Below are 13584 nucleotides of genomic sequence, written 5' to 3' on the forward strand. Positions count from 1 at the left end.
CATGAAAAGGATTTCACCGGTCTGCGTACTGGCGCTATGGAGTGCGCTGAATTCGCAGGCAACGCTGGCGATTGCTACGCCTGCAGACACCCACCCCTCGTATGTCGGCGACACAATGTCCCTTAACTTTCAGGAGGTTGAAGTGCGCACAGTGCTTCAGCTACTGGCAGATTTTACGGGGTTCAATCTGGTGGTCAGCGACGCTGTTCAAGGCAGCATTACCCTCAACCTGCAGGACGTACCCTGGGATCAGGCGCTGGATCTGGTGCTAAAGAGCAAGGGTCTGGGCAAGCGCCTTGAGGGCAATGTGCTGATGATCGCCCCCTCTGACGACATCGCAGCGGGTGAGCGGCAAGAGCTTGAGGCCCGCAATCAACTGGCCCGACTTGCGCCTTTGCGCAGAGAATTGGTGCAGGTCAATTACGCCAAGGCAGCAGATATTGCCAAATTGTTCCAGTCGGTGACCGGCGCTCAACCTGGTAATGACGGGCAGGGCACTGTCACGGTGGACGAACGCACCAATAACATCATCGCCTTTGAGTCTGGAGAGCGGCTGGATGAGTTGCGACGCCTCGTGGCTCAACTGGATGTTCCGGTACGTCAGGTCATGATCGAGGCCCGGATTGTTGAGGCGGGCGTGGACTTCGAGAAAAGCCTGGGGGTTCGTTGGGGTGGAACACTGCGCAACGAAGGCCGCTGGAGTGCGGGCGGCATTACCCGCTCGGGCGGGTCAGAGGTCGCGCCCGGAAATCTGGGTGCGCCCTTTGTGGACCTCGGCGTTTCAGGCAATACCTCCGGGCTGGGTATCGCCTTTATCACCAACAATGTGTTGTTGGACCTGGAACTGACGGCCATGGAAAAAACCGGCAATGGCGAAATCATTTCTCAGCCCAAAGTAGTTACCTCCGACAAGGAAACCGCCAAAATCCTCAAAGGCACTGAAATTCCCTATCAAGAGTCCAGTTCAAGCGGGGCCACATCGGTATCGTTCAAGGAGGCCTCGTTGTCCCTGGAAGTGACGCCGCAAATAACCCCGGACAACAGCGTCATTATGGAGGTCGTCGTTACCAAGGATGAGCCCGACTACATGAACAGGGTTCAGGATGTGCCACCCATCAAGAAGAATGAGGTCAGGGCCAAGGTGCTGGTCAGGGACGGTGAAACCATCGTGATTGGGGGAGTGTTCTCAAATACTCAAAGCAAAGTAGTAGATAAAGTGCCATTTTTAGGAGATCTGCCGTATGTTGGCCGACTTTTCCGTAGAGACGTTGTCCTGGAAAAAAAATCCGAACTGCTGGTGTTCCTGACTCCGCGTATCATGAACAACCAGGCGATTGCTGTGAGTCATTGATTCTGTGAGAAATTTGATTCTTGTTGGGCCAATGGGGGCTGGAAAAAGCACCATCGGACGTTTGCTGGCCAAAGAGTTGCACCTGCCGTTCAAGGATTCCGATAAGGAAATTGAAGTGCGCTCGGGTGCCAATATCCCGTGGATCTTCGACAAAGAAGGTGAACCAGGCTTCCGCGATCGTGAAACAGCCATGATTGTTGAGCTGTGCCATGAAAATGGCATTGTGCTGGCGACCGGTGGGGGTGCCGTCATGCGCCCCGAAAACCGGCTGGCGTTGCGCAATGGCGGGCGAGTGGTGTACTTGCATGCCTCTATCGAACAGCAGGTTGCTCGTACTTCACGTGACCGCAATCGACCTCTGTTGCGCAATGCAAACCCGGAAAAAATCCTGCGCGACTTGCTGGCCATCCGCGATCCGCTTTATCGAGAAATTGCTGATCTGGTGGTCGAAACCGATGAGCGGCCACCTCGCATGGTGGTTCTGGATATTCTCGAGCGACTGGCGCAGCTTGCTCCTCGGTAGGGCCGCTGTGCCAGACCATTAAAGTGCGGTACGAAATGCGCTATCCTCGGCGCCAGCAAAGGCTATTGGGTCGCGTCAGAACAGGGGCGGCCATCACTTGATAATTGCGAAGCAGGTCGTCGGTGACCTGTTTCAACGCGGGGATTCATGCAGACACTGAAGGTTGATCTAGGCGAGCGTAGCTACCCGATTCATATTGGCGAAGGTTTGTTGGATCAGCCGCAGTTGCTGGCCCCCCATATCGCCGGCCGCCAAGTGGCCATTGTGACCAATGCAACGGTCGCGCCACTCTATCTTGAGCGCCTGACACGCAGCCTTGCGCAGTTCTCGGTCGTGCCGATTATCCTGCCCGACGGCGAGTCGTTCAAAAACTGGGAAACCCTGCAACTGATCTTCAGCGGCCTGCTCACTGCTCGCCACGATCGGCGTACCACGGTGATCGCTTTGGGCGGCGGCGTGGTGGGTGACATGGCAGGCTTTGCGGCAGCCTGCTACCAGCGCGGTGTTGATTTCATCCAGGTGCCGACCACCTTGCTGTCTCAGGTCGATTCGTCGGTGGGCGGCAAAACCGGTATCAACCACCCGCTGGGCAAGAACATGATCGGTGCTTTTTATCAGCCCAACCTGGTGCTGATCGATACCCAGACCCTCAATACGCTCCCGGCCCGTGAATTGTCTGCGGGGCTGGCTGAAGTCATCAAGTACGGACTGATTTGCGATGAGCCGTTCCTGACCTGGCTCGAAGACAACATGGACGCTTTGCGTGCACTGGATCAGGTCGCCCTGACCGCCGCAATTCAGCGTTCGTGCGCCGCCAAGGCTGAAGTGGTGGGGGCCGATGAGCGCGAAACAGGCGTACGCGCCACCCTTAACCTCGGTCATACCTTTGGTCATGCTATCGAAACCCATATGGGTTACGGCGTATGGTTGCATGGCGAGGCGGTAGCAGCAGGCACCGTGATGGCGCTGGAAATGTCCGCCCGCTTGGGCTGGATCAGCGATGCAGAACGTGACCGCGGTATTCGAATTTTCCAGCGTGCCGGTTTGCCAGTAGTACCGCCCAGCGAAATGACACCGGCCGACTTCATGCAACACATGGCTGTTGATAAAAAAGTGATCGACGGCCGCATGCGGCTGGTGCTGTTGCGTCGCCTGGGCGAAGCGACAGTGACTGACGATTACCCACAAGAGGTTCTCCAAGCCACGCTGGGTGCGGATTACCGCGCACTGGCTCAGCTTAAAGGTTAATAAGATCCCGATGACTAGTTTGCATGCCGACGAGGCGTTCCTCGGTCACTTCCAGCTCAACCACGACCCTTTTGCGCCGCGGGTACCGGGCTTCAAGTTTTTCCCTGCCCAGCGCAAGCCGGTGCTGGGGCAGTTGCATCACCTTGCCCGTTACAGCCAGTTGTTGCTGGTGGTCACCGGGCCTGAAGGCAGCGGCAAGACCTTGCTGCGTCAGGCACTGGTCGCGAGCACCAATAAGCAGTCTGTGCAGAGTGTCGTGGTGTCGGCGCGGGGTGTTGGCGATGCAGCTGGCATTTTGCACCAGGTGGCACAGACCCTGAATGTTGCACGCCCCGATGTGGGCTCCATTCTGGGGCAAGTCGTGCAATTGGCACTGACCGGGCAAGAAGTCTACTTGTTGGTCGATGACGCCGAGCAGCTGGACGAGTCGGCAATGGAAGCATTGCTGGCGCTGGCCGCGGGAGCGCCCGAAGGCCGTCCGCATGTGTTCCTGTTCGGTGAGCCGTCGATGATCGCCGGGCTGGAACAGTTGAGCGGTGATGAAGAACGTTTTCATGTCATCGAGTTGCAGCCCTATACCCTCGATGAAACCCGTGAGTATCTGGCCCAACGCCTGGAAGGTGCAGGGGCAGGAATCGAACTCTTTAGCGCTCAGCAGATCTCAGATATACACGAGAGCTCCGAGGGCTGGCCTGGCACGATTAACCAGGTCGCCCGCGATGCAATGATCGAAGCCATGATTGCCAGCCGTTCAGCGGTCAAGCGTCCAAGTATGGGGTTCAAGATGCCGAAGAAACACGTATTGGCCATTGGTGCAGTAGTGGTAGTAGCTGTAGCTGCTGCTGTATTGATACCGGGTCGTGGCAAGGCGCCTGTCGCGCCGGGTGCCGAACAGACACAACTGGGGCAGGCCGCTCCCAATGGCGGTGCCCAGCCGTCGGTTGATTTCGCAGGCTCTTCGCAGCCTATGCCGTTGCCGCTGGTGGGCCAGTCGCAGCCGGTCATGCGCGGCCCGTTGGCTGAAGAGGCCGGGGGTATCTCTGAGGGTGACGATGGAGGTGTTCCTGCGGTCGACGGTGGTGTTGCCTCGCCACCCACCGTCACCACCACTGCACCACCGGTTGGCGTGCCTTCAGGCCCGGCGCCAGTGGCGACACCGGCACCGACCGTGGCAACGGCCAAGCCAGCACCAGCTCCTGTCGCCAAGCCTGCTCCGGCCCCGGCAGCCAAGCCAGTGGTCAAGCCGGCCGAGAAGCCTGTCACTGTGGCGAAGGCTGCACCGGGCGGCAGCTGGTATTCCAGCCAGCCAGCCAACAACTATGTGGTGCAGATCGTCGGCACTAGCTCTGAAGCGTCTGCGCAAAATGTCGCTAAAGAACTGGGCGGCGATGCCCGTTATTTCAAGAAGTCCTTGAACGGCAAGCCGCTGTACGTCGTCACCTATGGCAATTTCCCAAGCCATGCCGCAGCCACTGCGGCAATCAAGAACTTGCCAGCGAAGACACAGGCTGGTAAACCTTGGCCTCGCACTGTCGCCAGCGTCCAAAAAGAGCTGGCTACAGCTCGCTGATGATCCGGCGACCTTACCCAGGTCGCCGTTCTAGCACATCAAATTCCTGCTTGTGCATGCGGGCTTTCCAAGCCGCATGCCTTGTGGTGTCTGCGCCGCGCAGCAGTCGACATCAAAAATGTTTTGACTAGCACGAGCAATCGCTTTAAACCTTTCATAAATGCGACACGAACTTACGGTTAATCGCCGCTAAATTTGTGGGTCTTTGTGACGGTGTGTAGAATGACCACCCTTTTGCCCCTGCCAAGCTGGCGTACGTTCAGCGCGGGGAGCAGTGGTTGAATTAAAAGAAATTTGCCCCTTTTTGGGGCAGCCTGGTGAGAAAGTGTCTATGAAAGCAGGTCTGTACCACCCCGATGAATTCAAGGATAACTGTGGTTTCGGCCTGATTGCCCATATGCAGGGCGAACCTAGTCATACCCTTCTACAAACCGCCATTGAAGCCCTGACCTGCATGACCCACCGCGGTGGGATCAACGCAGACGGCAAGACCGGTGACGGTTGTGGCCTGCTGATTCAAAAGCCTGACCTGTTCTTGCGTGCAACCGCCAAGGAACAGTTCGGCGCAGATTTGCCCAAGCAATACGCCGTCGGCATGGTGTTTTTCAACCAGGACCCGATCAAGGCCGAAGCGGCCCGCAACAACATGAACCGCGAAATTCTCGCGGCGGGTCTGCAATTGGTGGGCTGGCGCAAGGTGCCAATCGATACCAGCGTTCTGGGCCGCCTGGCACTGGAACGTTTGCCGCAGATCGAGCAAGTGTTTATCGCAGGCGACAACCTGAGCGATCAGGACATGGCGATCAAACTGTTCAGCGCCCGTCGCCGCTCATCGGTGAGCAACGCAGCTGACACTGACCACTACATCTGCAGCTTTTCCCACAAGACCATCATTTATAAAGGCCTGATGATGCCGGCGGATCTCACCGCCTTTTATCCGGACCTGAGCGACGAGCGCCTGCAAACCGCAATCTGCGTGTTTCACCAGCGTTTCTCCACCAATACCCTGCCGAAATGGCCGCTGGCTCAGCCATTCCGCTTTCTCGCCCACAACGGCGAGATCAACACCATCACCGGTAACCGCAACTGGGCCCAGGCCCGTCGCACCAAGTTTGCCAACGACCTGATCGGCGACCTCGATGAGCTCGGCCCACTGGTTAACCGCGTGGGTTCTGACTCCTCGAGCATGGACAACATGCTGGAACTGATGGTCACCGGCGGCATCGACCTGTTCCGTGGCGTGCGCATGCTGATTCCACCGGCGTGGCAGAACGTTGAAACCATGGACCCCGACCTGCGGGCGTTCTATGAGTACAACTCCATGCACATGGAACCGTGGGACGGCCCGGCTGGCGTTGTAATGACTGACGGTCGCTACGCGGTCTGCCTGCTCGACCGTAACGGTCTGCGCCCGGCACGCTGGGTTACCACCACCAACGGCTACATCACCATCGCCTCTGAAATTGGCGTGTGGGACTACAAGCCTGAAGACGTGATCGCCAAAGGCCGTGTAGGTCCTGGCCAGATCCTGGCCGTGGACACCGAAACCGGCCAGGTACTGGACACCGACTCCATCGACAACCGTTTGAAGTCGCGTCACCCGTACAAACAGTGGCTGCGCAAGAATGCCCTGCGCATTCAGGCCACCATCGACGACCATGACCACGGTTCGGCGTTTTACGACGTTGATCAGCTCAAGCAATACATGAAGATGTATCAGGTCACGTTCGAAGAGCGCGATCAGGTGCTGCGTCCATTGGGCGAACAAGGCTACGAAGCCGTAGGTTCGATGGGTGACGACACGCCAATGGCCGTGCTGTCCCAACGTGTTCGCACGCCATACGACTACTTCCGGCAGCAGTTCGCGCAGGTTACCAACCCGCCGATCGATCCGCTGCGTGAAGCCATCGTCATGTCCCTGGAAATCTGCCTCGGTGCCGAGCGCAACATCTTCCAGGAATCCCCGGAGCACGCTTCGCGCGTCATCCTCAGTTCGCCCGTGATCTCGCCTGCCAAATGGCGCTCGCTGATGAACCTCGACCTGCCGGGCTTTGAGCGTCAGATCATCGACCTCAACTACGACGAGAGCGTTGGCCTTGAAGCCGCTGTACGCAATATCGCCGATCAGGCCGAAGAAGCCGCACGTGCAGGCCGTACTCAGATCGTTCTGAGTGACCGTCACATCGCACCGGGCAAGTTGCCGGTTCACGCCTCGTTGGCTGTGGGTGCCGTGCATCACCGCTTGACCGAAAAAGGCCTGCGCTGCGACAGCAACATCCTGGTTGAAACCGCTACTGCCCGTGACCCGCATCACTTTGCGGTGCTGATCGGCTTCGGCGCCTCGGCGGTCTATCCGTTCCTGGCTTACGAAGTTTTGGGTGACTTGATCCGTACCGGTGAAGTCCTTGGCGACCTCTATGAGGTATTCAAGAACTACCGCAAAGGCATCACCAAGGGCTTGCTCAAAATCTTGTCGAAAATGGGCATCTCGACCATTGCTTCGTACCGTGGTGCGCAGCTGTTCGAGGCCATCGGCCTGTCTGAAGAAATCTGCGACCTGAGCTTCCGTGGCGTTCCAAGCCGCATCAAGGGCGCCCGTTTCATTGACCTTGAAACCGAGCAAAAGCTGCTGGCGGCCGAAGCCTGGAGCGCGCGCAAGCCGATCCAGCAAGGGGGCCTGCTCAAGTACGTGCACGGCGGCGAATACCACGCCTATAACCCGGACGTGGTGGCCACCCTGCAAGCCGCTGTGCAACAGGGCGACTACAGCAAGTTCAAGGAATACACCGCCCTGGTCGACAAGCGTCCAGTGTCGATGATCCGCGACCTGTTCCAGGTAAAAACCCTCGACACGCCACTGTCCATCGACGAAATCGAACCGCTGGACTCGATCCTTAAGCGTTTCGACTCGGCCGGCATCTCGCTGGGTGCCTTGTCGCCAGAGGCCCACGAAGCCCTGGCTGAAGCCATGAACCGTTTGGGCGCACGCTCCAACTCCGGTGAAGGCGGCGAAGACCCGGCGCGTTACGGCACGATCAAAAGTTCAAAAATCAAGCAAGTGGCCACTGGCCGTTTTGGTGTGACCCCGGAATACCTGGTCAACGCCGAAGTGCTGCAAATCAAGGTTGCCCAAGGCGCCAAGCCGGGTGAGGGCGGGCAACTGCCGGGCGGCAAGGTTAATGGCCTGATCGCCAAACTGCGATATGCCGTACCCGGCGTCACCCTGATTTCGCCACCGCCACACCATGACATCTATTCCATCGAAGACTTGTCGCAACTGATCTTTGACTTGAAACAAGTCAATCCCAAAGCGCTGGTCTCGGTGAAGCTGGTAGCTGAAGCGGGCGTAGGCACCATCGCCGCAGGCGTGGCCAAGGCCTATGCCGACCTGATCACCATCTCCGGCTATGACGGCGGCACCGGTGCATCACCGCTGACGTCCATCAAGTACGCGGGCGCTCCATGGGAGCTGGGCCTGGCTGAAACCCACCAGACCCTGCGCGGTAACGACCTGCGCGGCAAAGTGCGGGTACAAACCGACGGTGGCCTGAAAACCGGCCTCGACGTGATCAAGGCTGCGATTCTGGGCGCTGAAAGCTTTGGCTTCGGTACTGCACCGATGATCGCTCTGGGCTGCAAATACCTGCGTATTTGCCACCTCAACAACTGCGCAACCGGTGTCGCGACCCAAAACGAATCGCTGCGTAAAAACCACTACATCGGCACTGTCGACATGGTCGTCAACTTCTTCACCTACGTGGCTGAAGAAACCCGCGAGTGGCTGGCGAAACTGGGCGTGCGCACCCTCGAAGAGCTGATCGGCCGTACCGACCTGCTGGACATCCTGCAGGGCGAGACCGCCAAACAGCACAACCTGGACCTTACGCCCCTGTTGGGCAGTGATCACATCCCGGCGGACAAACCACAGTTCTGCCAGGTAGAGCGCAACCCGCCGTTCGACAAAGGCCTGCTGGCTGAGAAGATGGTCGACTTGGCCACGTCTGCCATCAACGACATGAGCGGTGCCGAGTTCGACCTCGACATCTGCAACTGCGACCGTTCGATTGGTGCGCGTATCTCGGGTGAAATTGCCCGTGCCCACGGCAACCAGGGCATGGCCAAAGCACCAATCACCTTCCGCTTCAAAGGCACTGCAGGTCAGAGCTTTGGCGTGTGGAACGCCGGTGGTTTGAACATGTACCTGAAAGGCGATGCCAACGACTACGTGGGCAAAGGCATGACCGGCGGTAAGCTGGTGATAGTCCCGCCTGTAGGCAGCATCTACAAAACTCAGGACAGCGCCATTGTCGGCAACACCTGCCTGTACGGGGCAACCGGCGGCAAGTTGTTCGCGGCCGGTACGGCGGGCGAGCGTTTCGCCGTGCGTAACTCCGGTGCTCACACCGTGGTTGAAGGTACAGGCGATCACTGCTGCGAATACATGACGGGCGGTTTCGTCTGCGTACTGGGCAAAACCGGTTACAACTTCGGCTCGGGCATGACAGGCGGTTTCGCCTACGTGCTGGATCAGGACAACACCTTCGTCGACCGGGTTAACCACGAATTGGTGGAAATCCAGCGGATCAGCGGCGAAGCGATGGAGGCATATCGCAACCATCTGCAACACGTGCTGGACGAATACGTCGAGGAAACCAATAGCGAGTGGGGTCGCAACCTCTCGGAAAACCTTGATGATTACCTGCGTCGTTTCTGGATGGTCAAGCCCAAGGCTGCCAGCTTGAAGTCGTTGCTTTCCAGCATCCGTGCCAACCCGCAGTGATATGCGCCTGAAGAGTTTGATGAGGTTTTAACAATGGCTGAACGTCTGAGTAACGACTTCCAGTTCATCGATGTCGGGCGCAAAGATCCGAAGAAGAAACTGTTACGTCAACGCAAAAAAGAGTTCGTGGAAATCTACGAACCCTTCAAACCCCAGCAGTCGGCCGAGCAGGCCCACCGCTGCCTGGGTTGCGGTAACCCGTACTGTGAATGGAAATGCCCTGTGCATAACTTCATTCCAAACTGGCTCAAGCTGGTGGCCGAGGGCAACATCCTCGCCGCCGCCGAACTGTCGCACCAGACCAACACCTTGCCCGAAGTCTGTGGCCGGGTGTGTCCGCAAGACCGCCTGTGCGAGGGTGCCTGCACCCTTAACGACGGTTTCGGCGCGGTGACCATCGGTTCGGTGGAGAAGTACATCACCGACACCGCGTTCGCCATGGGCTGGCGCCCGGACATGTCCAAGGTTGTACCAACCGGCAAGCGTGTGGCCATCATCGGCGCGGGCCCTGCGGGCCTGGGCTGTGCCGACGTACTGGTGCGTGGCGGTGTGACACCGGTGGTCTTCGACAAGAACCCGGAAATCGGCGGTCTGCTGACCTTCGGTATCCCGGAGTTCAAACTTGAAAAAACCGTCCTGAGCCACCGTCGCGAAGTGTTCACCGGCATGGGTATCGAGTTCCGTCTCAATACCGAAATCGGCAAAGACATCAGCATGGAAGAGCTGCTGGCCGAGTACGACGCCGTCTTTATGGGCATGGGCACCTACACCTATATGAAAGGTGGTTTTGCCGGTGAAGACCTGCCAGGCGTGCACGATGCACTGGATTTTCTGATCGCCAACGTCAACCGCAACCTGGGCTTTGAAAAATCGCCGGAAGACTTCGTCGACATGAAAGGCAAAAAGATTGTGGTGCTCGGTGGCGGCGACACGGCCATGGACTGCAACCGTACTTCGATTCGCCAGGGCGCCAAATCGGTGACTTGTGCCTATCGTCGTGACGAAGCCAACATGCCCGGCTCCCGTAAAGAAGTGAAGAACGCCAAGGAAGAGGGCGTGAAGTTCCTTTACAACCGTCAGCCGATTGCCATTGTCGGTGAAGGCAAGGTTGAAGGCGTGAAGGTGGTCGAGACCCGTCTCGGCGAGCCGGATGCCCGTGGCCGACGCAGCCCTGAGCCGATTCCGGGTTCTGAAGAGATCATCCCGGCAGACGCCGTGATCATCGCCTTTGGTTTCCGCCCGAGCCCGGCGTCATGGTTCGAGCAGTTCGAGATCCAGACCGACAGCCAGGGCCGCGTGATTGCTCCCGAGCAGTCGAAGTTCAAGCACCAGACCAGCCACCCGAAGATTTTTGCCGGTGGCGACATGGTGCGCGGCTCGGACCTGGTTGTGACCGCGATTTTCGAAGGCCGTACTGCGGCTGAAGGGATCATGGATTACCTGGGCGTGTAGCCCAATCCCCCTGTGGGAGCGGGCTTGCCCGCGATGGGATCAACCCGGTCTGCTGATCAATCGAGTTGTCTGCATCGCGAGCAAGCCCGCTCCCACAGTTGTTTCACCGTGTTGCCAAATACGGTGTTACACCGCGTCAAATCGCCCCGATAGATAAAAGGCACGGCACTTGCCGTGCCTTTTGCGTCCGTCTCTGAGAAAATGCCCCCACTTTTTTTCCGGATGCTGACATGACTGTTCTCAAGAATGACCGTTTCCTTCGCGCTTTGCTCAAGCAACCCGTAGACGTAACGCCTGTCTGGATGATGCGTCAGGCCGGTCGCTACCTGCCGGAGTACCGTGCCAGCCGCGCCAAGGCCGGCGATTTCATGAGCCTGTGCAAGAACGCCGAATTCGCATGTGAAGTCACCATGCAGCCTCTGGACCGCTTCCCGCAGCTGGATGCGGCCATCTTGTTCTCCGACATCCTGACCATCCCCGATGCCATGGGCCAAGGCCTGTACTTCGAAACCGGCGAAGGTCCGCGCTTCAAAAAAGTTGTCAGCACCCTGGCCGACATCGAAGCACTGCCGATTCCCGACCCGCAAAAAGATCTCGGCTACGTGATGAACGCCGTCAGCACCATTCGCAAAGAGCTGAATGGTCGCGTGCCCCTGATCGGCTTCTCTGGCAGCCCGTGGACCCTGGCCACCTACATGGTTGAAGGTGGCTCCTCCAAGGACTTCCGCAAAACCAAGGCCATGCTCTATGACACCCCGCAGGCCATGCACTTGCTGCTCGACAAGCTGGCGCAGTCGGTGACCTCCTACCTCAATGGCCAGATCATGGCCGGTGCCCAAGCGGTCCAGATCTTCGACACCTGGGGCGGCAACCTGTCGTCTGCGGCATACCAGGAGTTCTCTTTGGCCTATATGCGCAAAATCGTCAGCGGCCTGATCCGCGAGCACGAAGGCCGCAAAGTGCCGGTCATCCTGTTCACCAAGAACGGCGGTCTGTGGCTTGAAAGCATTGCCGATGCAGGCGCTGACGCCCTGGGTCTGGACTGGACGTGCGACTTGGGCGAAGCCCGTAAGCGTGTGGGCAACAAGGTTGCGCTGCAAGGCAACATGGACCCGACCGTGCTGTACGCCAACCCGGAGGCGATCCGCACCGAGGTCAAGCGCATCCTGGCCAGCTACGGCACCGGTTCGGGCCATGTATTCAACCTGGGTCACGGCATCACCCCGGAAGTGAAGCCGGAACACGCAGGTGCTTTTATCAGCGCGGTGCACGAGTTCTCGGGCCAGTATCACCAGTAAGTAACGCGCACAAAAAAGCCCGGGTCTCGATTGAGTCCCGGGCTTTTTTTATGCTGTGTTTCGGGGGTTATGCGCTTTTCGCATTCCCCGGCAGCACCGGCAACCTGGCCAGATGCAGCGATACCAGCAAAGCAATCAGCAGCATGCCGACGATAAACGAACCGATACCGTTCCAGCCTGCCAGATGCCAGAACACGCCACCCAGAGTACCTGCGACGCTCGACCCGGCGTAGTAGCTGAACAGGTATAGCGACGACGCCTGCCCCTTGGCCTTGATGGCCCGGCGGCCGATCCAACTGCTGGCCACCGAGTGCGCGCCGAAGAAGCCGAACGTGAACATCAGCATGCCGATAATCACAAACGTTATGGGCTCGAGCATGGTCAGCGCGATCCCGGCCAGCATCAGCACAATCACGGCCCACAGCACACGGCGACGGCCCAGCTTGTCGGCCAGCGCGCCAATCTGCGCGGAGCTGTAGATGCCCGAGAGATAGACAATGGACAACAAACCTACCAGCGCCTGATTCATGTTGTAAGGGTCAGCCAGCAGGCGATAGCCGATGTAGTTGAACAGCGTCACAAAGCTGCCCATCAGCAGGAAGGCTTCGAGGAACAGCCACGGCAGCCCGGCATCGCGAAAGTGCAGGGTGAAGCCTTCCAGCAGGCTGCGGGGGTTCATGGCACGGGGGCGGAAGTTGCGCGATTCGGGCAGGATTTTCACAAACACCATCGCGGCGGCCAGCGCCAGGCCTCCGATCACCAGCATTGCCGTGTGCCAGCTTACAAAGTCGATCAATACGCCGCTGATCAAACGCCCGCTCATACCGCCAATGGCGTTACCACCGATGTACAAACCCATGGCCAAGCCGATGTGCTGGGGATGAATTTCTTCACTCAAGTACGTCATCGCTACTGCGGCCAGACCGCTCAGCGACAAGCCCACCAGGGCGCGAGTAATCAGGACGCCTTCCCAGGTCGGCATCATCGCGCTGAGCAAGGTAAAGGCCGCCGCGGAAAACAGCGCAAACACCATGACGGGCTTGCGCCCAAAAGCATCGGAAATCGGTCCGGTGATCAGCAGACCAATGGCCAGCATCGCCGTGGCGACCGACAGGATCAGACTGCTTTGTGCCGCGTTGATCCCGTATTCATGGGACAGCACCGGCATCATCGGTTGCACACAATACAGCAGCGCAAAGGTCGCAAAGCCCCCCGAGAACAGCGCCAGCACCGTGCGCATAAACATCGGCGTGCCTTTCTCGATAAACACATCATTGAGTTGAGAGACAACATCATCCAGCGCGGATGGCGGGATTTCGTGGGCGAGCGGTGCAACAGCAGTTTTCACGGGGACCTCAAGTT

8 protein-coding genes are annotated in these 13584 nt (G+C 58.5%); 7 read left to right on the forward strand and 1 reads right to left on the reverse strand.

Annotation, left to right across the window (positions count from 1 at the left end; translation table 11 throughout):
- Position 1 precedes the first annotated feature (1 nt).
- The 7 genes from TU76_RS19550 to hemE all read left to right on the forward strand — a co-directional run bounded on the left by TU76_RS19550 (position 2) and on the right by hemE (position 12222).
- Positions 2 to 1351 (forward strand): type IV pilus secretin PilQ, encoded by a 1350-nt coding sequence (locus TU76_RS19550; protein WP_046809122.1) that lies wholly within the window; start codon positions 2 to 4, stop codon positions 1349 to 1351.
- A 4-nt stretch (positions 1352 to 1355) separates the two neighbouring features.
- Positions 1356 to 1874, forward strand: a complete 519-nt coding sequence (aroK, locus tag TU76_RS19555) for a shikimate kinase AroK (RefSeq protein WP_037032209.1) — start codon at positions 1356 to 1358, stop codon at positions 1872 to 1874.
- A gap of 147 nt (positions 1875 to 2021) precedes the next feature.
- Complete coding sequence (gene aroB, locus TU76_RS19560; protein WP_046809123.1) at positions 2022 to 3122, forward strand: 3-dehydroquinate synthase; 1101 nt, start codon at positions 2022 to 2024, stop codon at positions 3120 to 3122.
- Positions 3123 to 3132: 10 nt separating this feature from the next.
- Complete coding sequence (locus TU76_RS19565; protein ID WP_019825286.1) at positions 3133 to 4692, forward strand: AAA family ATPase; 1560 nt, start codon at positions 3133 to 3135, stop codon at positions 4690 to 4692.
- A gap of 331 nt (positions 4693 to 5023) precedes the next feature.
- Complete coding sequence (gene gltB, locus TU76_RS19570) at positions 5024 to 9472, forward strand: glutamate synthase large subunit (RefSeq protein WP_048352354.1); 4449 nt, start codon at positions 5024 to 5026, stop codon at positions 9470 to 9472.
- A gap of 33 nt (positions 9473 to 9505) precedes the next feature.
- Positions 9506 to 10924, forward strand: coding sequence for an FAD-dependent oxidoreductase (locus TU76_RS19575; RefSeq protein ID WP_019825289.1), 1419 nt, complete (start codon positions 9506 to 9508; stop codon positions 10922 to 10924).
- Positions 10925 to 11154: 230 nt separating this feature from the next.
- Positions 11155 to 12222 carry a uroporphyrinogen decarboxylase gene (gene hemE / locus TU76_RS19580; RefSeq protein WP_019825290.1) on the forward strand — a complete coding sequence of 356 codons (1068 nt, stop codon included), beginning with the start codon at positions 11155 to 11157 and terminating at the stop codon, positions 12220 to 12222.
- Positions 12223 to 12289: 67 nt separating this feature from the next.
- On the opposite strand, the gene TU76_RS19585 is transcribed toward hemE, so the two are convergent.
- Positions 12290 to 13537, reverse strand: coding sequence for an MFS transporter (locus tag TU76_RS19585; protein WP_413697929.1), 1248 nt, complete (start codon positions 13535 to 13537; stop codon positions 12290 to 12292).
- Between the last annotated feature and the right edge of the window lie 47 nt (positions 13538 to 13584).

The organism is Pseudomonas psychrophila (assembly GCF_001043005.1).
Taxonomy (GTDB): domain Bacteria; phylum Pseudomonadota; class Gammaproteobacteria; order Pseudomonadales; family Pseudomonadaceae; genus Aquipseudomonas; species Aquipseudomonas psychrophila.